This window comes from Peribacillus sp. B-H-3 (assembly GCF_048572925.1).
In the GTDB taxonomy this organism is placed as follows: domain Bacteria; phylum Bacillota; class Bacilli; order Bacillales; family DSM-1321; genus Peribacillus.
Window position 1 is genome coordinate 4,577,479 of sequence record NZ_CP183879.1, and the last position, 26,173, is coordinate 4,603,651.

General features: G+C 44.0%; 30 protein-coding genes and 1 tRNA gene. 3 read left to right on the plus strand and 28 right to left on the minus strand.

The genetic code is table 11. The features are described 5' to 3' along the window. Positions 1–30: 30 nt before the first annotated feature. From ACN6MY_RS22840 to ACN6MY_RS22875, 8 genes are all read right to left on the minus strand, one after another. A complete protein-coding gene (locus ACN6MY_RS22840; RefSeq protein ID WP_419882187.1) occupies positions 31–1,218 on the minus strand; it encodes a phosphoglycerate kinase in 1,188 nt (395 codons plus the stop codon). Positions 1,219–1,369: 151 nt separating this feature from the next. After that, on the minus strand, positions 1,370–2,377 hold the full coding sequence (gene gap, locus ACN6MY_RS22845; protein ID WP_090988789.1) for a type I glyceraldehyde-3-phosphate dehydrogenase: 1,008 nt from the start codon (positions 2,375–2,377) through the stop codon (positions 1,370–1,372). A 60-nt stretch (positions 2,378–2,437) separates the two neighbouring features. After that, a complete protein-coding gene (locus tag ACN6MY_RS22850; protein WP_419882188.1) occupies positions 2,438–3,460 on the minus strand; it encodes a sugar-binding transcriptional regulator in 1,023 nt (340 codons plus the stop codon). A gap of 140 nt (positions 3,461–3,600) precedes the next feature. Beyond that, positions 3,601–3,921: a glutaredoxin family protein gene (locus ACN6MY_RS22855; protein WP_419882189.1), complete on the minus strand. Its 321-nt coding sequence runs from the start codon at positions 3,919–3,921 to the stop codon at positions 3,601–3,603. Further along, positions 3,860–5,182: an RNA polymerase factor sigma-54 gene (gene rpoN / locus ACN6MY_RS22860; protein WP_419884260.1), complete on the minus strand. Its 1,323-nt coding sequence runs from the start codon at positions 5,180–5,182 to the stop codon at positions 3,860–3,862. The genes ACN6MY_RS22855 and rpoN overlap by 62 nt, the downstream gene beginning before the upstream one ends. Positions 5,183–5,529: 347 nt before the next feature. Beyond that, complete coding sequence (locus tag ACN6MY_RS22865; RefSeq protein ID WP_419882190.1) at positions 5,530–5,688, minus strand: hypothetical protein; 159 nt, start codon at positions 5,686–5,688, stop codon at positions 5,530–5,532. Continuing rightward, on the minus strand, positions 5,685–6,059 hold the full coding sequence (locus ACN6MY_RS22870; protein WP_419882191.1) for an AAA family ATPase: 375 nt from the start codon (positions 6,057–6,059) through the stop codon (positions 5,685–5,687). Before ACN6MY_RS22870 ends, ACN6MY_RS22865 begins: the two co-directional genes overlap by 4 nt. A 135-nt stretch (positions 6,060–6,194) precedes the next feature. Further along, positions 6,195–6,266, minus strand: a tRNA-Arg gene (locus ACN6MY_RS22875). Positions 6,267–6,598: 332 nt separating this feature from the next. Here ACN6MY_RS22875 and clpP point away from each other — a divergent pair. After that, positions 6,599–7,207 (plus strand): ATP-dependent Clp endopeptidase proteolytic subunit ClpP, encoded by a 609-nt coding sequence (gene clpP, locus ACN6MY_RS22880; protein WP_419882192.1) that lies wholly within the window; start codon positions 6,599–6,601, stop codon positions 7,205–7,207. A gap of 83 nt (positions 7,208–7,290) precedes the next feature. Here the strand turns inward: clpP and ACN6MY_RS22885 are convergent, their stop codons facing one another. The 7 genes from ACN6MY_RS22885 to ACN6MY_RS22915 form a co-directional block, all read right to left on the minus strand. Next, complete coding sequence (locus ACN6MY_RS22885) at positions 7,291–7,545, minus strand: HPr family phosphocarrier protein (protein WP_419882193.1); 255 nt, start codon at positions 7,543–7,545, stop codon at positions 7,291–7,293. 21 nt (positions 7,546–7,566) lie between these two features. Then, positions 7,567–8,523: a DNA-binding protein WhiA gene (whiA, locus tag ACN6MY_RS22890; RefSeq protein ID WP_419884261.1), complete on the minus strand. Its 957-nt coding sequence runs from the start codon at positions 8,521–8,523 to the stop codon at positions 7,567–7,569. Positions 8,524–8,672: 149 nt separating this feature from the next. Continuing rightward, positions 8,673–9,668 (minus strand): gluconeogenesis factor YvcK family protein, encoded by a 996-nt coding sequence (locus tag ACN6MY_RS22895; RefSeq protein ID WP_071352833.1) that lies wholly within the window; start codon positions 9,666–9,668, stop codon positions 8,673–8,675. Next, positions 9,649–10,554 (minus strand): RNase adapter RapZ, encoded by a 906-nt coding sequence (gene rapZ, locus ACN6MY_RS22900; RefSeq protein WP_419882194.1) that lies wholly within the window; start codon positions 10,552–10,554, stop codon positions 9,649–9,651. The genes ACN6MY_RS22895 and rapZ overlap by 20 nt, the downstream gene beginning before the upstream one ends. A gap of 41 nt (positions 10,555–10,595) precedes the next feature. After that, positions 10,596–11,054, minus strand: coding sequence for an NUDIX hydrolase (locus ACN6MY_RS22905; protein ID WP_090988780.1), 459 nt, complete (start codon positions 11,052–11,054; stop codon positions 10,596–10,598). 380 nt (positions 11,055–11,434) lie between these two features. Then, a complete protein-coding gene (trxB, locus tag ACN6MY_RS22910; protein WP_419882195.1) occupies positions 11,435–12,385 on the minus strand; it encodes a thioredoxin-disulfide reductase in 951 nt (316 codons plus the stop codon). Between the two features lie 175 nt (positions 12,386–12,560). Next, positions 12,561–14,063 (minus strand): tetratricopeptide repeat protein, encoded by a 1,503-nt coding sequence (locus ACN6MY_RS22915; RefSeq protein WP_419882196.1) that lies wholly within the window; start codon positions 14,061–14,063, stop codon positions 12,561–12,563. Between the two features lie 315 nt (positions 14,064–14,378). Here ACN6MY_RS22915 and ACN6MY_RS22920 point away from each other — a divergent pair, with 315 nt between their 5' ends. Continuing rightward, positions 14,379–15,035, plus strand: coding sequence for a phosphatase PAP2 family protein (locus tag ACN6MY_RS22920; RefSeq protein WP_419882197.1), 657 nt, complete (start codon positions 14,379–14,381; stop codon positions 15,033–15,035). A 51-nt stretch (positions 15,036–15,086) separates the two neighbouring features. Here ACN6MY_RS22920 and hisIE read toward each other — a convergent pair whose 3' ends face one another. The 8 genes from hisIE to ACN6MY_RS22960 all read right to left on the minus strand — a co-directional run bounded on the left by hisIE (position 15,087) and on the right by ACN6MY_RS22960 (position 21,644). Beyond that, complete coding sequence (hisIE, locus tag ACN6MY_RS22925) at positions 15,087–15,725, minus strand: bifunctional phosphoribosyl-AMP cyclohydrolase/phosphoribosyl-ATP diphosphatase HisIE (protein ID WP_419882198.1); 639 nt, start codon at positions 15,723–15,725, stop codon at positions 15,087–15,089. Beyond that, entirely contained in the window at positions 15,722–16,480 is a 759-nt protein-coding gene (hisF, locus tag ACN6MY_RS22930; protein WP_419882199.1) for an imidazole glycerol phosphate synthase subunit HisF, read from the minus strand. The genes hisIE and hisF overlap by 4 nt, the downstream gene beginning before the upstream one ends. Next, complete coding sequence (gene hisA / locus ACN6MY_RS22935; protein WP_419884262.1) at positions 16,481–17,215, minus strand: 1-(5-phosphoribosyl)-5-[(5-phosphoribosylamino)methylideneamino]imidazole-4-carboxamide isomerase; 735 nt, start codon at positions 17,213–17,215, stop codon at positions 16,481–16,483. Beyond that, positions 17,212–17,847: an imidazole glycerol phosphate synthase subunit HisH gene (gene hisH, locus ACN6MY_RS22940; RefSeq protein WP_419882200.1), complete on the minus strand. Its 636-nt coding sequence runs from the start codon at positions 17,845–17,847 to the stop codon at positions 17,212–17,214. Before hisH ends, hisA begins: the two co-directional genes overlap by 4 nt. 1 nt (position 17,848) lies before the next feature. Then, on the minus strand, positions 17,849–18,436 hold the full coding sequence (gene hisB / locus ACN6MY_RS22945; RefSeq protein ID WP_071349901.1) for an imidazoleglycerol-phosphate dehydratase HisB: 588 nt from the start codon (positions 18,434–18,436) through the stop codon (positions 17,849–17,851). Positions 18,437–18,543: 107 nt separating this feature from the next. Then, positions 18,544–19,821, minus strand: a complete 1,278-nt coding sequence (gene hisD, locus ACN6MY_RS22950) for a histidinol dehydrogenase (protein WP_419882201.1) — start codon at positions 19,819–19,821, stop codon at positions 18,544–18,546. 24 nt (positions 19,822–19,845) lie between these two features. Then, on the minus strand, positions 19,846–20,472 hold the full coding sequence (gene hisG / locus ACN6MY_RS22955) for an ATP phosphoribosyltransferase (RefSeq protein ID WP_419882202.1): 627 nt from the start codon (positions 20,470–20,472) through the stop codon (positions 19,846–19,848). Beyond that, positions 20,469–21,644 (minus strand): ATP phosphoribosyltransferase regulatory subunit, encoded by a 1,176-nt coding sequence (locus tag ACN6MY_RS22960; RefSeq protein ID WP_419882203.1) that lies wholly within the window; start codon positions 21,642–21,644, stop codon positions 20,469–20,471. Before ACN6MY_RS22960 ends, hisG begins: the two co-directional genes overlap by 4 nt. 380 nt (positions 21,645–22,024) lie before the next feature. Between ACN6MY_RS22960 and ACN6MY_RS22965 the strand changes: the two genes are divergently transcribed. Further along, positions 22,025–22,177 (plus strand): hypothetical protein, encoded by a 153-nt coding sequence (locus tag ACN6MY_RS22965; protein ID WP_419882204.1) that lies wholly within the window; start codon positions 22,025–22,027, stop codon positions 22,175–22,177. Positions 22,178–22,186: 9 nt separating this feature from the next. Here the strand turns inward: ACN6MY_RS22965 and ACN6MY_RS22970 are convergent, their stop codons facing one another. From ACN6MY_RS22970 to hprK, 5 genes are read right to left on the minus strand one after another with little or no spacing between them, the layout of a single operon-like run. After that, entirely contained in the window at positions 22,187–22,726 is a 540-nt protein-coding gene (locus ACN6MY_RS22970; protein ID WP_419882205.1) for an acyltransferase, read from the minus strand. Next, positions 22,723–23,376 carry a pyrophosphatase PpaX gene (gene ppaX, locus ACN6MY_RS22975; RefSeq protein ID WP_419882206.1) on the minus strand — a complete coding sequence of 218 codons (654 nt, stop codon included), beginning with the start codon at positions 23,374–23,376 and terminating at the stop codon, positions 22,723–22,725. Before ppaX ends, ACN6MY_RS22970 begins: the two co-directional genes overlap by 4 nt. Next, positions 23,366–24,313: a nucleoside recognition domain-containing protein gene (locus tag ACN6MY_RS22980; protein WP_419882207.1), complete on the minus strand. Its 948-nt coding sequence runs from the start codon at positions 24,311–24,313 to the stop codon at positions 23,366–23,368. The genes ppaX and ACN6MY_RS22980 overlap by 11 nt, the downstream gene beginning before the upstream one ends. A gap of 27 nt (positions 24,314–24,340) precedes the next feature. Further along, entirely contained in the window at positions 24,341–25,150 is an 810-nt protein-coding gene (lgt, locus tag ACN6MY_RS22985; RefSeq protein WP_419882208.1) for a prolipoprotein diacylglyceryl transferase, read from the minus strand. Positions 25,151–25,187: 37 nt separating this feature from the next. Continuing rightward, positions 25,188–26,126, minus strand: coding sequence for an HPr(Ser) kinase/phosphatase (gene hprK, locus ACN6MY_RS22990; RefSeq protein WP_071349909.1), 939 nt, complete (start codon positions 26,124–26,126; stop codon positions 25,188–25,190). Positions 26,127–26,173 lie beyond the last annotated feature (47 nt).

Consider the following 26,173-nt stretch of genomic DNA (forward strand, 5'->3'; position numbering starts at 1 on the left):
CCATCCTTTCCTGGTTAGACGGTTTTTTGATTATATTATATCATTTAATGCGGTTACGCCTGGCAGTTCTTTTCCTTCCATAAACTCAAGGGATGCTCCCCCGCCGGTAGAAATATGGGACATTTTATCTGCAAGATGGAATTTCTCTACAGCCGCAGCTGAATCTCCGCCTCCGATGACACTGAACGTATCCTTTGATTCAGCCAGCGCTTCTGCCACTTTTTTCGTTCCATTGGCGAACTTATCAATTTCAAATACTCCCATTGGCCCGTTCCAGATCACCAGTTTTGAGCTTTTAATTACATCTGCATAAAGCTCGCGGGTTTTCGGTCCAATATCAAGTGCTTCCCAATCTGCAGGAATAGAATCTACATTAACTTCTTTTGTGTTTGCATCATTGGAAAAGTCGTCTGCTACGATTACATCAATCGGCATGTAAAGCTTAACGCCTTTTTCTTCCGCTTTTTTAATGAATGAAGCAGCAAGATCGATTTTATCTTCTTCAAGCAATGATTTGCCGATTTCATGGCCTTGGGATTTGATAAATGTGTATGCCAATCCGCCGCCAATGATCAGGTTGTCCACTTTTTCAAGGAGATTTTCGATGACGCCGATTTTATCCTTCACCTTCGCGCCGCCAATAATGGCAGTGAATGGGCGCTCTGGATTAGACAATGCTTTTCCAAGCACTTCTAATTCTTTTTGCATCAACAGCCCTGCAGCTGCTGGCAGGTATTGTGCAATGCCTTCTGTTGAAGCATGTGCACGGTGTGCCGCGCCAAATGCATCATTTACATAAACATCTGCAAGTTCAGCAAAGGATTTTGCCAGCTCAGGATCATTTTTCTCTTCTCCAGGGTAAAAACGGACATTTTCCAGAAGAAGAATTTCGCCTTCCTTCATGGAACTGATTTCAGCCTTAACAGAGTCTCCAAAGGCTTCATCCGTCTTACGCACATCTTTTCCAGTCAGCTCGCTGAGTCTTTTTGCAACAGGTGTAAGGCGAAGATCTTCTGATACCTGGCCCTTCGGACGTCCAAGGTGGCTTGCAAGAATAACCTTTGCTCCTTGTTCTGCCAAATATTCTATTGTTGGCAGCGCTGCTCTGATTCTAGTATCATCTGTAATCTTTCCGTTCTCCATAGGAACATTAAAATCAACGCGGCAAAATACGCGCTTGCCCTTTACATCGATATCCTTTAATGACTTTTTGTTCATAGCTGGTACCTCCTTGAATTGCTTCATAATTTTAAACATTTAATTGATTAAAAAAGGGAGAGGGCAATATATCCCAACTCCCCTGTTATCTTTTTCATTATAGTCTGTTTTTGGGGCGCTTTCCAATAAGGACGCCGGTCTTTCTCTTGTCTTACAGTCCTTTAGAAGCGATATAATCTACAAGGTCAACTACACGGCTAGAGTAGCCAGTTTCGTTGTCATACCAAGAAAGTACTTTAACCATGTTACCTTCCATAACCATTGTAGATAATGCATCGATTGTAGAAGATGCAGGGCTGCCGTTATAGTCAGTTGATACTAAAGGAAGTTCGCTGTAGTCAAGGATACCTTTAAGCTCGTTTTGTGATGCGGCTTTGAATGCTTCGTTCACTTCTTCAGCTGTTACATCTTTTTCAAGCTCTGCAACAAGGTCAACTACAGATACGTTAGGTGTAGGAACACGCATAGCCATACCGTTTAATTTTCCTTTTAATTCAGGCAATACAAGAGCAACCGCTTTTGCTGCACCAGTTGTTGTAGGAATGATGTTTTCTGCTGCTGCACGTGCACGGCGGTAGTCTTTGTGCGGAAGGTCAAGAATCTGCTGATCATTTGTGTATGAGTGAACAGTTGTCATCATACCGCGCTTGATGCCGAATTTATCAGAAAGAACTTTAGCGAAAGGAGCCAGGCAGTTTGTTGTGCATGATGCATTTGAAAGAACATGATGGTTTTGTGCATCGTATTTGTCTTCGTTAACACCCATTACAATTGTGATATCCTCTTCTGAAGCAGGAGCTGAAATGATAACTTTTTTAGCGCCAGCTTCAAGGTGCTTCGCTGCATCTGCGCGTTTTGTGAAACGGCCAGTTGATTCAACTACAACCTCAACGCCAAGATCTCCCCAGCCTAATTGAGCAGGATCGCGTTCTGCCAGAACTTTCACTCTATGTCCAGCTACAACAAGATAATCGCCGTCTACTTGTACTTGCTCAGGCAATTTACCGTGAACTGTGTCATATTGAAGCAAATGTGCAAGCATGTTTGCATCAGTAAGGTCATTGATTGCTACGATTTCTACATTTTCGTTCTTTAATGCTGCGCGGAATACGTTACGTCCAATACGTCCAAATCCGTTAATACCAACTTTTACTGTCATGTTAAAGTTCCTCCTTTAAAGTTCGGAAAATAATAAGTTATATTTATTTTAAAGAGATAGTTATCCCTTTATTAACTCTTGTGCTGCTGCTTCATCTGTAATCAGTACGGTCGAAGCAGGGGCTCTTTTCATATAAGAGCGTATGGCTTTGGCTTTGGACTGCCCGCCTGCCACCGCTATGACATTCTTCAGGCCGTGAAGGTCATCCAGCTGGATTCCCACTGTTTTTACCTTGTGCACCACTTCGCCGTTTTCATTGAAGTAATATCCAAAGGCTTCGCCTACTGCCTCGCCATCTTTTAAGACCTCCATGATCTCCGGAGATGTTTTTCTCCGCTCCGCCATTCTCATGGCATCGCCAATACCATGAAGGACAATATCAGCAGACTTGATAAGCGATAAAACGTCTTTAATGATTGGATCTTTCATGAATGACTGATAAGCCTCGTTGCTCACCTGATCAGGAATATAAAGCACCCTGTGTGATGCCCGGGCTTTTTCTGCCATTCTCGAAACAATCGTATTCGCCTGATTTTGTACATCTTCTCCAAGGCCGCCCCTGGCAGGCACAAACACTAGTTTTTCATTGGCCGGGTCAGGCGAAAGCATATTGGCAACCTCTGTCATTGTTGATCCGCCCGTAACTGCAATGATATTATTGCCAGTCCACAGACTTTTCATGTATGCTGCACAGGCTTTGCTTAATTCACTTTTAGCCCATGGAGACTGATCGCTGTTACCAGCAACAATTATGACCTGTTTTACCTCTAATGCCTTTTTCAGTTCCTGTTCCATTATGTCTATACCCATTACTTCCCGCATTACACTTTCTAATTTTTCAAGGATATCTTTCCCCTCATCTGAAAGCTGCATGCCTGAACTATTCACTTCAATCAAGTGCTGGTCCTTCAGGAATTCAACCTCGCTCCTTAAGACACGTTCAGTTAAGTTAAGGGAGACAGCCAGACTTCTCCGGCCTACAGGCTGCATAAATCCGATATATCTAAGAATGTCATACCTTTTTTGCATAGCTGTAAGAAAATCAGGCAATAATTTTCTTTGTATATCCAGCAATGAGCGCATATATGTAAAACTCCTTGCAGTTTAAGTCTAGGACGTTTTTTGTCCCGCTTAGTCATTTATTGTCCCACTTGGTCCAAAAAAATATACCTGCTTGATTCATATCTTAACAGGAATATTTTTTTTCTTCAACTGATAAACACCTATTTTTTCTGAAAAAGCTGATATAGCCTTTCCCTGTCTATATTGCCGTACTGGATGATTTCTGATCCCCATGCCAGCACCGGAATCATTAAACCGTACTTTTCCACCAGATCATCATCTGAATGAATATCAATAATCTGAAAGCCAACGCCTGAATCTGCTTCAAATTCTTCCATAACCTTCTTTGCTTTATCGCACAGCGGGCACCGCTCCCTGCTGTACAGTGTTAATCTTTCCTGTGTCAATGTAATCAGCCTTTCATTCATATCTTTTTCTTTTTGAAGATGAAGGAATGCCGAGCTGCTCACGATATTTCGCAACCGTCCTCCTTGATAAAAGAATTCCGCACTCTTCCTTCAAAAGCTCTGCCAGTTCAAGATCTGATAAAGGCTTCAGCTTGCTTTCATTTGCGATGATTCTCTTTAATCCAATTTTGGCCTGCTGTCCTGACATATCCTCGCTGTTTGCAGATTGCAGTGAAGACGCAAAAAATGTTTTCATTTCAAATGTTCCAAATGGCGTCTGGACATATTTATCCTTTACTGCCCTGCTTACTGTCGACTCATGGATCTGAAGCTCATCCGATATTTCCTTCATAGTCATCGGCCGGAGATGTCCAAGCCCGAAATGAAAGCAGTCAGGCTGACATTCTACAATTTTTGACATCACTCTTAATATTGTATCCCTGCGCTGCTGAATTCCGCGTGAAATCCATTGGTATTCCTGCCATTTTTCACGAAGGAAATGATTCACGCTTTTATCATGATGTCCCTGCATTTTTTTCAGGTATAACTCATTTACATGCAATTCCTGAAATCCATTTTCATAATGGCTGACATACAGCTCCCCATCCCGTGCTTCTACGACGACATCTGGAGTAATATAGGAAGGCTTATCCTGAAAAAACCTTGAACCCGGACGGGGATTCAGCGACTGTACATAATCAAACACGTCCTGAATTTGTTTTAAAGTAATTCTCTCTTTTTTTGCGATTTCCTTCCATTTCTTCTCTGCAAATAGCAGAAAATGATGCTCAAGAATATGCTTTGCAAGAGAATCAGGATCTTCGTACTCAGCTTGTATGAGCAGGCACTCTTGCAGACTCCTTGCCCCGATGCCGTGCGGCTCCAGGCGCTGAATGGCCTTAAGGCATCTCTCCGCTTCTTCAATGGGCACACAATAAGCTTCCGCAATATCTCCAGCCCCAATGCGCATATAGCCGTTTTCGTCAATATTCCTGATAAATTCCAGCATCATGCTTTGCTGTTTTCGGGTGTATTCACCTATATTGATTTGTGACAGCAGATAGTCTTCCAGTGAAGGTGCATCTCCAGAAAGCTGTTCGATAAAGTTCTGTGTATTGCCATCCACGCTCATCCGCTTGCTTTTTCTCCGGCCAGAAGCAGCATGATGAGGCAAAGCACTATTATGTTCAAGGGTAAGTAAAGGATTTTCTAAAAGTTTATTTTCGAGAAACGATGACAGCTCCTGGGAAGAATATTGCAAAATGGCAATTGCCTGGCTTAATTCCTGTGTCATGGATAATTTTAGCGTCTGCTGCTGAAAGAGCCCCGCCTTCATATTCAAAATCATTCCCCCGTTCGTCCTTAATGCCTTGCACAGAAAATACTTCTATGTGGAAACGCTTACTTTTTTTAGATATCTGCTTTCGGATTTTCGCTTCAGGCACTTGCTTCTGCAGGCGGTCCAGAGACCTCTTTCCCGCAGGAATGCCGAATTTCGCTCCGCCCAATCTGCATGAAGCTTTTACAGAGTCATATTTTAAAACCGTATGGCTGCTCCTATTTTTGATTATCCTTCCTCTATTATACTATGCAAACAGTCAAAGGGGGAATGACATTCACATATCATTTTTCCCATTAGCAGGAGCAATGCCGGAGTAATGCGGAAAAGAGCTTTAACAGATTCTAATATTTAATTACAATTTCTCCTTCACCTTCCGGAACTTCAAATCCATTTAGAAAGGAAGCTAATATTTCCTCCGTTATTGGAAAAGCAGCATTAGCATCAAACTGTTTACTTCTTATCCTTAGGCGCTCACGCAATTCATCAGGATTAACCTTCAAGTAAATAAGACGCCACTTCCCCCAGCAGTTTCAATGATCTGTTTATATTCATCCCTTTCAGAATGTCTCCAAAAGCTAGAATCAACTACTGCATGCTTCTTATTGAGAATAAACTTTACTAGTTTATCACGCAATTTCATGTGAGCTTTATCCAAGTACTCCCGATACTTTTCAACGGTGTAATCAATTCCGTAACGGCCATTAGCAGACCAGACTTCTTCATCTATAGAAAGACGTACAAACCCTTCCTTTTCTAACTTTTGTGAGAATATCGTTTTCCCAGATCCCGCTACTCCGCACATCAATACAACTAAAGAATTTAACTCATCCTTTTCAAGATTTAGCTTTTGTAAGACAGTTTTCTCAAGCACCCATTCACCCCCCCCTTTAAATATTCCTATTCTATTAGCCGTGTAATATTTCCCTACTTAAAATGAAGCCAACAAAAAAAGTCCCTATGCTTGTATAAACTCATACAAACACAGGAACTCATTGACTTATTATGACGCCCTCGGCAGGAATCGAACCCACATCTCAAGAACCGGAATCTTACGTGCTATCCGTTGCACCACGAGGGCAAATTATTATTTTACGACGTTTTTTATTATATTCTACTTTTAACTATATTGCAAGAGATGGTTCCATGTTTAAATATATCCGTGATGGGTATCATGGTTAATGCGGAAATTACTTCCTTATTTACTCGCAGCATAGACACCTCTTCAGGTCAATTCGGCAAGAATCCTCTTATTTTCCCAAGGTTTGAGGGCTATCCGGAAAGTGTCGAACAAATTTTTGTCTAATGAGTCCGTTTCGTTTGACCTTTATTGACCAAAAAGTGTATCATACATACATACAAGGTTCCTGTTGGAGCCCATTTCATTCACATACGACCAAGGAGGAAAAAAGCATGAACTTAATTCCTACAGTTATTGAACAAACAAGCCGCGGGGAACGTGCCTACGATATTTATTCACGTCTATTAAAGGACCGCATCATTATGCTTGGCAGTGCGATTGATGATAATGTTTCCAATTCCATTGTAGCCCAGCTGCTGTTCCTGGAAGCTGAAAATCCGGATAAGGATATCACTCTATACATCAACAGCCCAGGTGGAAGCATTACGGCAGGCATGGCCATTTATGATACTATGCAATACATCAAGCCAAACGTTTCTACTGTATGCATCGGCATGGCCGCTTCAATGGGAGCATTCCTGCTTGCAGCCGGCGAAAAAGGAAAGCGTTATGCCCTTCCAAACAGTGAAGTCATGATTCACCAGCCGCTTGGAGGAGCTCAAGGACAGGCAACTGAAATTGAAATCGCTGCCCGCCGCATCCTTTTCCTAAGAGAAAAGTTAAATACAATCCTTTCAGAACGCTCTGGACAGCCTCTTGACGTAATCGCGAAAGACACAGAACGCGATAACTTCATGACAGCTGACCGTGCAAAAGAATACGGCCTGATCGACCAGGTTATTACACGCAAAGTGCTTGAAAGCAAAAAAGAAGAAAAGTAACAGCAGATTGCGCTGAATTACACAGCAAATTACAAAAAAAAGTTTCTCCGGAGATTACTCCGGAGAAACTTTTTTTATTATCATTATTCCTGCTCAACGAACTTCTGAAGTGCTTCAACTGCTTCCTCTTCGTCGCGGCCTTCCACGATAAGCTTTATGGAAGAACCGGAGCTTACAGCCAGACTCATTAAGCCCATGATGCTTTTGGCGTTCACTTTTTTGCCGTCCTTTTCTAAATAAACATCGGAGCTGAAGCTAGTTGCTTCCTGCACAAATAATGCTGCCGGACGCGCTTGCAGTCCCGTTTTCATGCGGACCATGACTTCCTTTTCAATCATTTCCGTTCTCTCCCTTTTCTCTTAGATCTTTTGGGCAGAAAGACCTTCTCCCCCTCTTAACTTATCAGCAATTTCATCAATTTTGCGCAGACGGTGATTGATGCCCGACTTGCTGATGATGCCGCCTGATACCATTTCACCAAGCTCTTTTAATGTAACATCCTGATAGGCCACTCTTAATTCCGCTATTTCGCGCAATTTATCGGGAAGTATGCTTAAGCCTACTGTCTGATCGATAAGCCGGATATTTTCTACCTGCCTTAAAGAAGCGCCGATTGTTTTATTTAAATTTGCTGTTTCACAGTTTACCAGGCGATTTACAGAATTGCGCATATCCCGGACAATCCTTACATCCTCAAATCTCAGCAATGCTGAATGGGCGCCTGCAATACTCAGAAATTCAGCAATTTTTTCAGCTTCCTTTAAGTAAGTAATAAAGCCTTTTTTCCGCTCCAGTGTTTTCGCCTTCAGCCCAAATTCATTCATTAACTCACAAAGGGCATCATTATGTTCTTTATATAATGAAAAGATCTCCAGGTGGTAGGAGGAGGTTTCAGGATTATTGACTGAGCCCCCTGCAAGGAATGCCCCTCTTAAATAGGCGCGCTTGCAGCATTTTTTCCCAACGACTTCCTTTGAAATATCATGCTGGATTTCGTAGCTCGAACCCATTATTTTCAAGTCCTGCAAAATGGCCTGGCCGCCCGAAGAAATCCTGACAATATATACATTATTCTTTTTCAGCTTCATTTTCTTGCGGACAAGCAGTTCTACCTGGACAACATAGCTCTTTTTCAAAAGGGTATAGATCCTTCTTGCTATTGCAGCATTTTCCGTCTGTATATCGACAACAAGCTTGCGGTTTGAAAAAGATAGAGAGCCGTTCATTCTTATGAGCGAGCATAATTCAGCTTTTCCGCAGCAATCCTTGCTGTCAATGGTTGTCAGTTCTTTTTTCGTTTCTGAAGCAAACGACATGGATTTCCGCCCCCAACCGAATTTCATAGTATCTTACCCTATGGGCAACCGTATCTCACCGGGCCATCCGATTAGTTTGCATCTCGGCTTTCCTAAAATTCCTCAGCTGCTTTTCCCCTGAAGGAAAAACTGCAGGACTTCCATCTATTCTACGGTTTCATCCCATGTTTAGTTTCATCTATTAGCATATTATATAATAATTCAGCCACTTTTTTAGTATTATGCCTGATTGCATTTCCTTCATAGCTGAATATTTGGTCCTGGACAATTTCAAGGCCGAGATTTTTAAGGCTTTCCACATCATAGACAACAGGCTTCGCAAACTCCTCCTGGTACCTCTGCTGCACTTCCTCTGGTATTTCTTCATTATTCACAAGGATTCGGTCGATAAACGGACCTTCCATATGATCATATATCGCTTTAATGTGGTCGCTCGCGGTATAATCAAGAGTTTCGCCGGCCTGTGTCATCAAGTTGCAGACATACACCTTTTTGGCATGCGACTTCATTACCTCCCTGCCGATTTCAGGCACAAGAAGGTTCGGAAGTATGCTGGTATACAGGCTGCCGGGACCGATTACAATTAAGTCGGCTTGTTTAATTTCCTGAAGCGTTTCGCTAAGCGGCTGAATATCGACTGGAGTCAAAAATACCCTTTTGATTTTCTTGCCGGAAAAAGGTATTTTAGATTCCCCGGTTACGATGCTTCCATCCTCCATCTCGGCATTCAGGACCACACTCTGATTGGCGGCAGGCAGAACCTTTCCCCTGACATTCAGAACCTTGCACATTTCCTGTATGGCATGGACAAAGTCGCCTGTAATGGAGGTCATGGCTGCAAGAATCAGATTGCCGAGCGAGTGCCCGGCCAATTCATTCGCGCTTGCAAACCTATGCTGAAACATTTGCTCGACCAGGGGCTCGACGTCAGAAAGGGCAGCCAGCACATTTCTGATGTCGCCTGGTGCCGGTATGTCCATTTCATCCCTGAGCCTTCCAGAGCTACCCCCATCATCAGCAACCGTGACAATGGATGTAATTTCAACAGGGTAGGTTTTTAAACCGCGCAATAGTACAGGGAGACCTGTGCCTCCCCCAATTATGACAACCTTAGGCTGCTTTGGTTTAACTTTGCTTGTTTGCATGATCTGTTCCCTTTCCCTTCTCAATATCGCGATGGGAAACCTGCGTTGTATAGTCCTCTGCAAAATGATTTGCTATATACTCCGCCAGCGCTACTGACCGGTGCTGGCCTCCTGTGCATCCTATTGCAATGACAAGCTGCGACTTGCCCTCTCTCTTATATTGGGGAAGCATAAACGCAAGCAAATCTGTCACTTTTTCGAGAAATTTATGCGTTTCATTCCACTTTAAAACATAGCTTGACACCTCTTTATCCAAGCCTGTCTTTGGGCGCATATGTTCAATATAATGCGGATTAGGCAGAAACCTCACATCAAAAACCAGATCTGCATCGATCGGAAGGCCGTGCTTAAAGCCAAAAGACATGACATTTACGGTAAAAATGGGTTTCTTGTTGGTCGAAAACTCCGTTAATATCTTTTCCCTCAGTTCCCTTGGCTTGATTTGAGAAGTGTTATATATAAGCTGCGCTCTCCCTTTCATCTCCTCGAGAAGGCTTCTCTCCATTTGAATTCCTTCAAGCGGAAGCCCTGATGGAGCCAGAGGGTGAGTCCGTCTTGTTTCTTTATATCTGCGGACCAGGGCCGGATCATCTGCATCCAGGAATAAGATCTGGGCGACCACCCATGAAACTTCTGCCAGATCGTCCAGTGCTTTAAATAAATGATCAAAAAATTCACGGCCTCTAAGATCCATGACAAGCGCTACTTTATTCATTTTATTGCCGGAATCCTTCATCAGTTCTAAAAATTTAGGAAGCAGGGTCGGCGGCAGATTATCCACACAGAAAAAACCTAAATCTTCAAAGCTCTGAATGGCTACTGTCTTTCCGGCCCCTGACATGCCTGTAATGATGACTAATTGTGTTTCATTAGACCCTGTACTCATTATTTAACCCCCGGTTTACGAACTTCTTATCTCGGGCTTAATCAGCCCGGATCAAGCCGGTATGAAAGAAGCTTGAATTCAGGCGTATACGTAAATGTACCGTATATAATTCCGCTTCCATGAATCATATATTCAAGGATATGGCGGTCGCCTTCAGCCATCGGCAATGTTTTCACATCATCCAAAGGATGCCAGTACAGCTCCCCTTCTTCACATTCATCAACGTTTACCCCGTCTGAATCTTCAGCAAAGAATGTAAACATCATCCATTCTGAAAGAACCTTTTCATTCTCTGTCATAATGAAAGTAAAGATGCCTTTTAAAGAAGGATTTTTTAGATATACAGCTGTTTCTTCCCGATATTCACGGATACAGGCATCCCTGACAGATTCACCAGGTTCCATTTTTCCGCCTGGGGCTACCCACCAGCCGCGCCTCGGTTTTTTTAAAAGAAGGATTTTATCGTCTTTTACAAGCACACAATTCGTAACACGCTGCATGTTTTTCACCTCAAATGCCTGACCATGACTCTTTCCAGGTTCCGCTTTCCTATGATGTATATATTAAATCCATTTGTTTCATAACGTTGGAGCAACTTGAATTCCTTTTATTATACTATTTTTAAAATGCTCCCACAATGAACAACCATTGCTAGAAGAAATGGAAATTAATGAATGGGGCAAAAACTTGGCCTATTTCTGGAAAAGGAGAAAATCAGTGACAATACAAAAAAAATAGGCACAGATTATATCTGTGCCATCCAGGATTTATAGTTATTAAAGGGGGTCAATTTCTACTCTAACTATACCCCCGGAATGTTTCATCCATGTTACAGTGCAGTTAAAACACTATGACGTTTTTTTGAATCTGTCATTCCAGCTTAAGCCTTAAGTTTAAGCTTATCCTTCAGCTCTTCAATGTAGTGCTGGGCCGCTTGGGCAGCTATGCTTCCATCACCGGTAGCAGTGACGATTTGGCGAAGCGTTTTTTCGCGGATGTCGCCGGCAGCATAAATTCCCGGCACACGGGTTTCCATGCGTTCATTTGTTTCGATATAACCTGTCGCATTAGTAATGCCAAGGCTTTCGAAAGGCTTAGACAATGGAAGCATTCCGATATAAATGAAAACTCCATCTGCAGGAAGCTCAGTTTCTTCTCCATTTTCGGTTGAAATCAAAGTGACACTTCCCACTTTTCCGCTGTTTTCATTAATGGACTTTAGTGTATGGTTCCAGATGAAACCCACTTTTTCATTGGCAAAAGCGCGATCCTGAAGAATTTTTTGCGCACGCAGTTCACCGCGGCGATGCACGATTGTCACTTTAGAAGCGAATCGGGTAAGGTAGACGCCTTCTTCCACAGCTGAATCTCCCCCGCCAATGACAAATAGCTCTTTTTGTTTAAAAAATGCTCCGTCACAAACTGCACAGTAAGATACGCCGCGTCCGCCAAGCTCTTTTTCTCCCGGCACCCCAATTTTTTTGTATTCCGCTCCAGCAGTTACAATAATCGTGCGGGCTTTATATTCCTTTGAGCCTGCAATGATGGTTTTATATTCTTCGCCATCGATAACTTCCTTAACATCTCCGTAAGCATATTCAGCTCCGAATTTTTTCGCATGGTCAAACATCTTCGTAGAAAGCTCAGGCCCTAATATTGTTTCAAAACCAGGGTAGTTTTCCACTTCTTCCGTGTTGGCCATTTGCCCGCCAGGCACACCGCGCTCCAGCATTAATGTAGTAAGGTTTGCACGGGATGTATAAACGGCAGCAGTCATTCCGGCTGGGCCGGCACCGATGATGATCACGTCATAAATGGTTTCCTCAGACACTTTATTCACTCCTTCAGAATTCCTGGCATTTTGTTCACCGGTAAAAATAACCCCTGATGAACTTACGGCACCAAGCAATAATCCTGTATAAAAAGTTGCTTGCGCTTTTGTATCGCCTTTAGTATTTCCTATCTATTATCCTATATAACAAATAAATTTACGTCCAAGTTTTTGCTCATTGCAAAAGATCATTCACCAATTTTACATACTTGGAAAGAGTAGCTGAAGAAATGAAGTGTTTATCCGCTATTTCCTGCCGGCTTTTCTTTTCACCTCTAAGCTTATTCCACGCATATTCGACCGCTGCAGCCCAGCCTGCCGGATTCGTCAGCTTCTGTCCTGTATCGACCGCTTCAAGAAATACGGAAAACCACATTAAATACAAGCCTGCCTCCGCTAGCTGGATCGGCTGGAAATGCTGATACAAAAGCTCAGCTGTCCGGTCTGCAAAGTCAACGGGAAGCGTCTGCCGGCCCGGAGACGGCCCTTTAATGTAATCCCTGTATTCTTTTTCAGTCTCTGTAAGCAGTGTGTTTTTCACAAATGCAGGATGCCTCATTATGGTCTTTTTTTGGGAAGAATGCTTAGCAAGAAAAATGGCAAACAGCCTTTCTTCTGTAAAGTCGCTTTCCAGCCGCTTGATAATGGATGGCAGATGGTGCTCAAAGCCATTTACGCTTGCATTCATGTCACCCCATGGTTCAAGTCCTTCTTTTTCAGGATTGATTTCCACCACGCGCTTCCAGGCCTGGTGAGCCGTGTTTTCATGACCTAAATGAAAGGCAGAGGCCGCAAGCCAATAATAAAAAGTGCCGTCTCCTTCAAACCCCTGCTTTTGCAGCTGCCTCAGCCACTTAAATGCCAAGGAGTACTTCCCGATTAAAGCGAAGGTAGCCCCGAGCTTAAAGCGCTGCTCGAGAAGCATTGGCCTGATTTTGTCCAGTGCCTCCACCAATTCCTCGACCTTATCCTCATTATGCTGATAATGATTGAAAACAACCAAGTTGCATAATGCATGCAGGTTCCCCGGACTTTTTTCCAGCACATCTTCAAGTGTTTCGAATGCTTTATCAATTTTGCCCAGATAAAAATAAGCAAGTGCCAGGTTGTTATATGCAGACCAATAATCCTGATACTCCTCGATCGTTTCCTTAAGCACATCAATGGCTTTCGGGAAATTCCCTGCCTCAAGATATTCCTTAGCCTGCTCCTGCTTGAAAATCAGGCCGTCCTGCAGGTTCAGGCTTTCCTCGGTTTCATCTGATTCAAAAGTAATCAAATCAAGAAGATCCTCGGCATCCTCGCTGAACTCTCCGTCTTCCTCTTTATTAAGATATGAGCTGGCATGCCGGTATGCTTCCTTGAACATCCCCAGATGTGCATAGTTATTAGCCAGAAAATAGTGGCATTCCGTCATGAAAGGATCCAGAACATCCAGTATATTTTCCAGCAGATTATTGGAGTAGGCATATTCGCCAATTTCTGTACATGTAATGGCGAGCTGGCAGGCAATCATTGGTTCTGATGGCTCCAGCTCCATTGCCCGTTCCAGGTATTTTTTCGCATTATATAAATCACGTCTGTGATAGGCTTTTAATCCCTTGGTAAAATAATATTCCCCAGTCGGATGAAAGGAAAATATTTTAGCAGTTTTTCTAAGTTTAGAGTCTTTGCTCATGAAATCCTCCACATTCAAGTTGTTTAGATATAGTAGTATACCATATATATGAGGATATAAGGAACCGCCGCATAGGATAATCGTTTCAGTAAAAAAAAAAGCCAAACACACTATTCACCCCGCTCCCTAAAACAAAAAACCCTCCTTTATCCAGTTCTTCCTCAAAAAAATTAAAAAATAAGCCTTTCTATCCATTACACTTGTGGATAGGATTAATAAGATGGGATAATGGATATGTATATATAAAGCGGAAGCGCCTGTTCAGAGGAGCAGACCCTATAAAGTTCAACAAATTCCTATCTTAAGGAGCAAGTTATGTCAAAGAAAGCACTTTTTAAGTTATTCGATTTATCCGGATTATTAATTTTTCCTATTTTAAGCCTGCTGTACACCTGGCTGAACACTCACCCTAGTGAGGCTGTTAATATATCGATGCCCATTGATGATAAAATTCCGTTTCTGTCTGTTTTCATTGTTCCTTATATCATCTGGTATGCCTTTATTTTCGGCTATCTGTTTATATTTTGGCACAAGAATTCGGCCCTGTACTGGAAAACTATCTGGTCCATTGCCCTTGGCGAAATCATTTGTTTTGCCATTTATTACTTCTTCCAGACTACCGTACCCCGGCCTTCAGTCGAAGGAAAGGGCATGCTATCGGCACTTGTTACGCTGATTTACAGCAACGATGAACCTTTTAATTGTTTCCCGAGCATTCACGTGCTGACAACCAGCCTGATCATGATGACATCCTTCCACTTTAAGAAAACAGGAGCCTTCCGGAAATGGACGATTCATACGATAGGAGCTTTAATTATTCTTTCGACTCTATTTGTAAAGCAGCACGTATTTCTAGACTTAGTGGGCGGGCTATTAATCGCCGCTGGCGTGCATGCAATATTCTTTAAAGTGACACTCCCCTCCTTCAAGGTGGAAAGGGAGAAAAGCAAACAGGACTATCAGGCCTTTTAAACAAAAAGAAGAGAGGATCAGCTCCTCTCTTCTTTTTGTTATTTCAGACCATCATTCTTTTTCGGCATGTCTCTTTTTCAAAACAGACAGTACTTCCTGAAGCGGAAGTTCCTGTTCCTGCAGCAGCACAAGCAGGTGATAAAGCAAGTCTGCCGTCTCCCACGAAAGCTCCCCGTGATCACGGTTTTTGGCGGCAATAATCACTTCAGAAGCTTCTTCTCCGACTTTTTTAAGAATCTTATCTACTCCTTCGTTAAAAAGATACGTAGTATACGATCCTTCAGGCATCGTCTTCTTGCGGGTCTCAATCAAGGATTCAAGTTCGAAAAGAAACGCTGCATCCGGGCGGACGGCTGAGTCGGTTTCCTTGTTTTCATACAATTTTTCCGTAAAGCAGCTTTGAGTTCCTTTGTGGCAGGCCGGGCCCTGTGGAATGACCTTTACGACAAGGGAATCCTGATCACAGTCATATATGATTTCTTTAATTTTTTGCGTATTGCCGCTTGTCTCTCCTTTATGCCAAAGTTCATTCCGGGAACGGCTGAAGAACCAGGTCTCCCCTTTTTCAATCGATAAGTTCAAAGATTCTTGATTCATATAGGCGAGTGTCAGAACTTCCCCTGTTTCAGCATTCTGAATAATGGCAGGTACGAGTCCTTTTTCATCATATTTAATGATTTCGGCATTCATCTTACAATCACCCCTTGTTGTTTTAGATAATCCTTCACTTGTTTGACAGATGTCTCTTTATAATGAAAAATGGAAGCGGCAAGCGCTGCATCTGCTTTGCCTTCTTGAAAGGCTGTCTTGAAATGTCTGGCATTACCAGCGCCTCCTGAGGCAATGACTGGAACATGAACGGCTTCACTGATCGCCTTCGTCAATTGAATGTTAAAGCCTTGTTTTTCTCCGTCATTATCCATGCTTGTAAGCAGGATTTCGCCCGCTCCGCGTCTTACAGCTTCTTTGGCCCACTCTATTGCTTCATAATCAGCAGGCTTCCTTCCTCCATGGGTATATACCCGCCATGACCCAAGCTCTTCATCAAAGCGGGCATCAATGGCAATCACGATGCACTGTGAACCGAAGTAATCTGCACCTTCATTAATCAGCTTTGGCCTCAATACTGCTGCTGTATTTAAGGAAACTTTATCCGCACCGGCACGCAGGATTCTTTTCATATCTTCAAGCGAATTGATGCCTCCGCCAACAGTGAATGGAATGGCAAGACTTGCAGCGACTGATTTGACCACTTCCGCCATCGTCTGGCGTCCTTCATGGGAAGCAGAAATATCAAGAAAAACCAGTTCGTCCGCACCTTCTTTATCGTAAAACCCAGCTAATTCCACAGGATCTCCAGCGTCTCTAAGCGATACAAATTGCACACCTTTGACAACTCTTCCATCCTTCACATCCAGGCATGGAATGATTCTTTTTGTCAGCATTCAATCACTCACCCTTTTTAATGCATCACGGACTGTAAAACGGTTCGTATACAGCGCTTTTCCAATAATGGCCCCTGTCACGCCATTCGCCTGATACTCCCTTAGGGCCGCAATGTCTTCAAGTGAGCTGATGCCGCCTGATGCGATGACCTGCTTTCCTGTTTCTTCAGCCATCGTTACAATTCCCCCGATATTCGGACCGGAAAGCATGCCATCTGTTGCAATATCTGTCACTATGAAAACTTCAGCTCCTGCATCAGCCAGCGCTTTTCCAAGCTCGACTGCCTTTGTTTCTGAAGTCTGGAGCCAGCCGTGGGTTGCCGCCATGCCGTCCTTAGCATCTATGCCAATTGCAATTCGGCTTCCATAACGCCGGATCATTTCCTTTGTAAAAGAAGGATCTGAAACAGCAGCACTGCCAAGAATCACTCTCTGAATTCCATTCTCAAGGTAATGGGCCACGTCCCGCTCACTCCGTATTCCCCCGCCTATCTGGATCTTGGCCTGAAGTTCATTAGCTGCTTTAATCACAAACGCATCATTTTTCTTCTCGCCCGCTTTTGCGCCATCAAGGTCGACCATATGGATCCATTCCGCACCTTGCCCGGCAAAGGACTTGGCCATATCAAAAGGAGAGTTTCCATAAACCGTTTCCTGACTGTAATCTCCCTGAATCAGGCGGACGCATTTTCCGCCGCGCATATCAATTGCAGGATATATCGTAAAAGCCGTCATGCCCAAACTCTCCCCTCCACTAATTTTAGGTAATTTTTCAAAAGCGACATGCCCATATCCCCGCTTTTTTCCGGGTGAAATTGCATGCCGAAAACATTTCCTTTGCCGACAACCGCCGGTACATCCACATCATATTTTGCGGATGCTTTGACCACTTCCGCATCCTTTGTGCGAACATAATAGGAATGGACGAAGTATACATAATCTTCCTTAAGCCCTGCCAGTATCGAGGACTCTCCGCGGAAAGCAAGCTGATTCCAGCCCATATGAGGGACTTTGTATGAAGCACCCTCACTGTCCGTTCCATGAAATCGGATTACATCTCCAGGCAGCAAAGAAAGGCCTTTTGTATTTCCATTTTCTTCGCTGCTTTCAAACAGCAGCTGCATGCCGAGGCAAATGCCAAGCAGCCATCCGCCACGATTGGCATATTCCTGCAAAAAGCCAGTTAGCTTTTGTTCATTAAGAAGGCCCATGGCATCCTTGAAGGACCCGACACCAGGAAGAATGATGCCTGATGATTTTGAAAGCTGCTTTGGATCATCAGAAATGAATGAAACAGCCCCGAGTCTTTCCAGCGCCTTACTGACGCTGAATAAATTCCCCATGCCATAGTCGACAATGCCGATCATTTTACAACATCCCTTTCGTGGAAGGAATGCCTTTCACCTGCGGATCTATGGAAGATGCCTCGTTTAGTGCCCTGCCTAAAGCTTTGAATACCGCTTCAATCATATGGTGTGTGTTTTGGCCGTAATGAACGATAACATGCAGATTCATTCTTGCCTCAAGCGCCAGCTTCCATAGAAATTCATGCACTAGCTCTGTATCAAAGGTGCCGACCTTCTGCGAAGGGAATTCCGCACGAAACTCCAGATGCGGCCTGTTGCTCAAATCAACAACAACCTGCGCCAATGCTTCATCCATAGGCACGAATGCATTTCCATAGCGCTTTATCCCCTTTTTATCGCCAAGCGCCTCCAAGAACGCCTGTCCCAGGCAAATGCCGATATCCTCTGTTGTATGGTGGTCATCCACTTCAATATCGCCCTTTGCATCAACATTCAAATCAAAGTGGCCATGCTTCGTGAATAAATCCAGCATATGTGTCATAAAAGGAACACCCGTCTCAATCGAAGCATTCCCTTCACCATCAATCCCCAGCTCAAGCCTCACAAACGTCTCACTCGTCTTCCTCTCCACAAACCCTGAACGCTCCATCACACATCCTCCTTCTTGGTCCCTTTTTGGGGTCAGACCCCATTTCCCAAATAACTCCCAGCACCAAAACCCTTGGTGTACCTGCTATTTCGCATACCGCCCTGGGGTCAGACCCCATTTCCCGGTTTGCGCGCTTCGATGGCACGTGCGTGTGCTTCGAGTCCTTCCAGGCGTGCAAACGCAGTGATTTTTGCTTGATTTTTCTGGAATGCTTCTTCACTGTATTTGATGATGCTTGATTTTTTTTGAAAGTCGTCTACATTCAGCGGACTTGAAAATCTGGCTGTGCCATTTGTCGGAAGTACATGGTTTGGCCCAGCAAAGTAATCCCCAACAGGTTCAGAGCTGAAGCGGCCAATAAAAATGGCCCCCGCGTGGCGGATTTTTGCCATCACTTCCATAGGTTCAGCCGTCAGTATTTCCAAATGCTCCGGCGCCAGTTCATTTACGGCAGCAATAGCTTCGTTTAATCCGCTGCAGACGATCACTCTTCCGTAATCGCGAATGGCTGCTTCTGCTATATCTTTTCTTGGCAGGCTTTCAAGCTGGCTTTCCACTTCGAGTACAGCCTGATTTGCCAGCTCCATGGAGGTTGTAATTAACACACTGCAGGCTCTTGTGTCATGTTCTGCCTGTGAAAGCAAATCTGCCGCAATTTCGTTTGCTGAGGCCGTTTCATCAGCCAGTACCGCAATCTCGCTCGGTCCGGCAATCATATCAATCGCTACGTCCCCGAACACTTCTCTTTTAGCAAGGGCCACATAGATATTACCCGGTCCTACAATTTTATCAACCTTCTTGATTGTCTCTGTTCCGTAGGCAAGAGCTGCAATAACCTGTGCCCCGCCAGCTTTGTATATTTCTGTAACTCCAGCAATTAATGCAGCCGCAAGAACCGCAGCATTCAGCTTCCCGTCTTTTCCAGGCGGCGATACCATCACAATCCGCTCCACCCCTGCAGCAATGGCCGGTATTACATTCATGAGTACGGATGATGGATAGGTCGCAGTCCCTCCTGGCACATACACTCCCACCGCATCAAGCGGGGTGATTTTTTGCCCGAGCAATGATCCGGTTTCATCTGTCGTGATCCAGGAATTGCGGACTTGCTTTTGGTGGAAAGAACGAATATTGTCAGCAGCTTCGCGGATGATGGAAATTTCCTCTTCGCTCAAAGCTCCATAAGCTTCATTCATCTCTTCTTCGGTCACCCTTAAACTATCTGGAAAAACACCGTCAAATTTCTCGGTATACCGCAGCAATGCACCATCTCCGCCGGTCCTCACGCCATCGATAATTTCCTGAACTACTCTCCGCTGCTCTGCTGTACCTGAATCAACAGAACGCTTTAAAGATATTCCTTCTGAAAATTCCTCAATCCTCAACTTCCCGCACCTCTTTTCTTCCGCTCATGAAATAATTGCTGCCAGACGATCCACTATTTCTGTAATTCTTCCTTCCTTGATCCGATAGCTCACAGGATTAGCGACCAAACGTGAAGTAACCTCAGCTATCTTTGCATATTCAATCAGGCCATTTTCCTTTAATGTCTGCCCTGTAGATACAATATCCACAATCCGCTCTGCCAAACCGATTAATGGAGCCAATTCGATAGAGCCATTTAATTTGATAATTTCCACCTGCTCACCCTGCTCCCGGAAATAGCTAGAAGCTATATTCGGATATTTGCTCGCTACCTTTGGTGCAATATCACTGATCTTCGTGTTAGGAAGCCCTGCTACAGCAAGACGGCATGCGCTGATTTTCAGATCCAGCAGCTCGTAAACATCCCGTTCTTCCTCAAGCATCACATCTTTCCCGGCAATCCCGATATCTGCCACGCCATGTTCAACATATGTAACAACATCCATAGGCTTCGCCAATATAAAGCGCAGATCTTCATCTGCCACTTCAAGAATCAATTTGCGGGAATCATCAAATTCATCAGGAAGCTGAAATCCGGCTTTTCTTAACAGCTCTGCCGCTTCTTCAAAAATTCTTCCTTTAGGCATGGCGATTGTTAAAAAACTCCTCATCTTCTGCTCTCCTTCCCTATATAAAAATGGACCTCAGAAAAAGTGCGGGCAAATGCATCTACATTTTTCACAGAGCTTATATCCTGAATAGACACATTTTCTCCTTCAGCACGCAGCTTCCTTGCAGACTCAATCGCTTCTTTTCTTCTTTCCGGACTATAAATGATGCACTGAGCAGAAGGAGCCTCTTCAAGCTCGCCAATTGTTTCCGTCAGCCTGTCCATCCTGATGGCAAATCCTGTCGCCGGGGCCTTCCATCCGAATTTATTGAGCAGGCTGTCATATCTGCCCCCGTTTCCGATCGGAGCGCTTGCCTTATCTGCATACACCTCAAATAAAGCTCCGGTGTAATAGCTCATATGACTGACTAGTGTCAAATCAAAGCTGACAAATTCACTTATGCCATAATCATTTAATTGATCCGACAATTCCTTAAGAGAAGAAAGCGACTGTCTTCCCTGGCCATTTTCAAGCAGGTCCATGGCTCTTGTTAAAATATCCTCTGACCCTCTCAGGTTAATGAACTCCAATAATCTTTGTTTATCAATGGATGAAAGAGAAAGCGATTTAACATGTTCCCTATATCCGACATAATTCTTTTCATATAAAAATTTCCGTAAAACAGAGGCCCTTTCTTCAGTCCCTAAAATGCTGATGAATAACTCCTGAAGAAATCCGATATGACCAATCGAGATTTTAAATTCTTCTAAGCCCGCTCCCTGCAGAACTTCTGTTAATAAAGAAATGATTTCAGCATCCGAGCTGATTGAATGATCCCCGATGCATTCTATTCCCAACTGCTCAAACTCGGCGGGACGCCCTCCCTCTCTCTGCTGCGCGCGATAAACATTCGCTGAATAAGCAAGTCTTAAGGGAATCTGCTGCTTCAGAAGCTTGGAAGCAGCCACCCGGGCAATCGGCGCTGTCATATCAGGACGAAGCACAAGGGTATTGCCCTGCTGATCAAGAAGCTTAAACAGCTGCTGATCCAATATCGCTGACGCTTCCCCGATTGTTTCATAAAACTCAAGGGCCGGGGTTTCAATAAACTGATATCCCCACCTCTTAATAGTGGAACTGATGGCATTCCTCACAGCAGCTTTCGTTTCAAATAACAACGGAAGCGTATCTCTCATGCCCAAAGGCTTTTCAAACATAAACGGCTTGGTCACATGAACACACACCCTTCAGAAAAATATCCCTCTATATTAAAAATAAAATAAAATCAACTATACAAAACATTCAAAATCCTTTAGTTCGCTAACATACTAACATGGTGAAGTTACTAACAGTTTACCCCTCCTCCGCACCCCCGTCAAGCATTATGGGGTCAGACCCTATTTCCCGAACTGGATCAAAGGGGGAAATGTATGAAAAATACAGCGCTCTCTTGTCCAACAAAGTCTTTCCCTGCCTGGTCTTATGAACACATTCACTGGCATTTCATCAGCGGTTTTTGATAGCCGGAAAATGGGGTCAGACCCCATTTCCCGGTGGTTTAAAAGGTATTGATTTGGGGTATTAGAGTTGAGATTATGATATGGGGGTTTGTTTGAGTATGGATGAGAAGAGGCAAGAGGGATTTTTTGAGCTTTTGAAGAATGCGTATGAGATGACGGCTGCTGCCGAACAGGATATTTCGCTGAAGGATATAATGAGGAAGCTTGAAGGTGAATTATCGATATTATTTAAACCAGCAAATTAAGACCTGCCATTAATCTGGCAGGTCTCTTTTTTTCGTTATTTCAGCATTTTCACGGGCATGCATTTCTTCTTTGGTATAAATGACACGCATCGGGTTTCCGCCGACAAAGGCTCCTTCAGGCACATCCTGGTGAACAAGCGTACCTGCAGAAACAATCGCTCCGCTGCCGATGCTGACACCAGGCAGGATCGTCGAGTTTGCGCCGATCATGACTTCATCGCCAATTTGGACATCGCCAAGACGGTATTCTTTAATTAGATATTCATGCGCGAGAATAGTGGTATTATAGCCAATCACTGTATTCCTGCCCACAGAGATTTTCTCCGGGAACATAACATCCAGCATAACCATTAAGGCAAAGGACGTTTTATCTCCAACCTGCATTCTAAGCAAATGGCGGTACAGCCAGTTCTTCACACCCAGAAATGGTGTATAGCGGGCAATCTGTATGACAGCAAAATTTTTCACTACCTTAAAAAAAGGCACAGTCTTATACACATGCCATAAGGAATTTGCTCCCTCAACAGGATACCGGGTGGTGCGCCTCACTTATTCAGGTCCTCTAAAATTCCAATTAAATCGCCCATATGTTCAAGCACATAATCAGGATGATACCCTTCTATGTATGCTCTTCCTTTAATCGTCCATGCAACGCCAGCCGTTTTAGTGCCGGTATTTTTCCCAGCCAGCACATCATGGTGGCTGTCACCGATCATAATGGCTTCCTCAGGAGATGACCCTACCCCATCAAGTGCCTTCAAAAGCGGTTCAGGATCTGGCTTTGCATGCACTACATCATCAAGTGTGACAATGACTTCAAAAAATTCATCCAGACGGCTGAGACGCAGCCCCTTCATCACTACATCGCGTTTCTTCGTTGTGACAATCGCCAGCTTATATCCGCTTTCCTTCAAGCTCTTGACCGTTTCATACACACCATCAAACTGGGTCACCATCAAATCATGGTTCTCCACATTATGCTTTCTGTAATGAGCGACCATTTCTTCAGCACGTTCTTTATCAATTTCATTGAATGTATCGAATAAGGGCGGACCGATAAACGGAAGAATATCCTCGCGCTTATACTGATCAGGATAGTAAAAATTAAGCGTGTCTGTAAAAGAAGCGATAATTAATTCATTCGTATTGATTAATGTTCCATCCAAATCAAATAGCAGTGTTGTAATTTTATTGTTCATAAACAGCTTCCTTTCCATGCTGTAAATCGATGCGTTTCCAGATCTGCCCCAAGGCCATGGTCAGCAGAACGGCAGTGATGAGCCTGATTAAAAATAAAGGCAAAACGGGTATCCCAAGCGGCAGAAAAATCAAGGTATCCTCAACCACCGCATGACAGGCCACCAAAAAAACAAAGGCCAAAGTCATATCTTTTTTTGAAACATTATCTTCCTGAACAGCCTGTATCATGACTCCTGCCCCGTAAGCAAGGCCGATAGTCAAACCTGCCACAAGGGTCATGGAGGCATTCTGCTTAATGCCAAGCACTTTCAAGAACGGTGCCAGCCCTCTTGAAAATAACTCCAGCCACTTTAGATCCTTCATAATTTGGATAACCGCCATCAGCGGGATGACAATCAGCGCCAGCTTCCCGACACCCCAAGCTGCTTTTCCCAGTGCATTCAATAGAATGGGAACTGTGCCGGAAATGTGTGATGAAGCCTGGTTCGCAAGACCGAATTGGGCGATTTCTGATCCGCCATGCCAAACAAGGTTAATGACAACGGCAGACAAGACCGCCAGCCCTAGACGGACAAGCAGGATTACCCACAGCTTGACTCCAGTCTTCAGGGCAACACCTGATTCAATAAGCAGGTTATGCGAAAAAGAGAGCATGACCGCAATGATAAACACTTCCTTCACTGGAAGGCTCAAAGTCAGGATAGCGCCGATTCCGGCATAAAGATTCAGGAAATTCCCTAAAACAAGAGGGATGGCTGCATCCCCGGACAGCCCAATCAGGTTTGTGAGCGGGGCAACGAGATGAATCACCCATTTTAACACGGGCGTATACTGAAGAATGGAAATCAGCAATGTGACAGGAAAAATGACCTTTCCGAGAGTCCAAACCGTTTTTAAACCAGCAAGCAGCCCTTTTTTTATGGATTCCACAATCAAGTTTCTCTCCCCCTTGTTCAAGAAAAATTACGAATCTAAATATCTTTGTTTTGAATATCCTTTTGTCCTTCTATAAATGAAGAGTGCAGCAGCGACTACTAACAGGACAACCGAGATAACCTGTGCCATTCGAAGCGAGCTAAGCATCAGGCTGTCTGTCCTCAGGCCTTCGACGAAAAAGCGGCCGACTGAATACCACATCACATATGATAAAAAGATCTCCCCTTGGCGCAGACTGCTTCTTCTTAGGAATAAAAGAAGAATGACGCCCGCAATATCCCATAATGATTCATAAAGGAATGTCGGATGGTAATAGGTTCCTTTTATGTACATTTGATTAATAATGAAGTCCGGCAAGTGAAGATCTTCTAAAAATCCCCTGCTGACCGCCCGTCCATGTGCTTCCTGATTCATGAAGTTCCCCCATCGTCCGATAGCCTGGCCCAGCAGCAAACTTGGTGCTGCAATATCCACCAGCTTCCAGAAGGAAACCTCTTTTACCCTTGCGTACACGATCGCAGTAATAACTGAACCTATCAGGGCACCATGTATGGCAATCCCGCCATGCCATATCTTAATGATTTCTCCGGGATGCTGCGCATAATAATCCCATTCGAAAATCACATAATAAATCCGTGCTGATAGGATGGCAATCGGCACAGCAAACAAAATCATATCGATAAAAATGTCCTTAGCAAGACCCCTGCGTTCTGATTCCCTTATGGCGATAAAAAGCCCAAGCAGGACACCGCAGCCGATAATCAGGCCGTACCAATGAATCTGAAGCGGCCCCAAATGGAGCGCAATCGGATTTAACGGTTTAATGGCATATTCCATCTTTTCCCCTCTTTTCCCTTACTGTTTAAATGCAGATTCACAGGTCTTCATGTTTCCCGCCATCCGCAATGGCATTGTTCAGCCGGCTTGAAAATTCCTCTGCAGCATTGACCCCCATATTTTTCAAACGGAAGTTCATGGCAGCCACTTCAATAATGACAGCGAGATTTCGTCCGGGACGAACCGGTACTGTTAATTTCGTAACCTCTGTATCAATGATTTTCATTGTTTCTTCATCAAGGCCGACCCGGTCATATTGCTTATTTTTCTCCCATAGCTCCAGGTTGATTACTAGCGATATCTTCTTATTGCTCCTGACAGCACCAGCTCCAAATAAGGTCATAACATTAATAATTCCCAGTCCCCTGATTTCAAGCAGATGCTCGATCAGTTCAGGAGCATTCCCCACAAGTGTATCCTGATCTTCCTGCCTGATTTCAACACAGTCATCCGCTACAAGCCGGTGTCCTCTTTTTACAAGTTCAAGCGCTGTCTCACTTTTACCGACTCCGCTTTTCCCGGTAATCATAACCCCTACCCCATAAATATCAATTAATACTCCATGGACAGCGGTTGTTGGCGCAAGCCTGCTTTCCAGGTAATTCGTCAAATGGCTGAACAGCCGGGTCGTTTTCATTTCTGACCTCATGACTGGCACAGACTCCCGCTCTGATGCTGCAATCAGTTCCTGGGGCACTTCCTCACCGCGGGTGATAATAATGCCCGGTGTCTGATCCCTGCATAGCTCCTCCATACGGATCTTCTGCTCTGCTTCACTCAGCTTATTGAAAAAAGACATTTCAGTCATGCCGAGAAGCTGGAGGCGTTCAGCAGGGTAGTAATCAAAAAAGCCTGCGATCTCAAGGCCTGGACGGGAAAGGTCGCTTGTTACGATAGGCCTGTTGATGCCTTCTTCTCCGCTTATTAACTCCAGACCAAACATCTCTATTACATCTTTTGTGCGAACTTTAGCCATCTATCCATTTCCTCCCTTAAGAAGCAATTTTTCTGTTTTCTCAAACA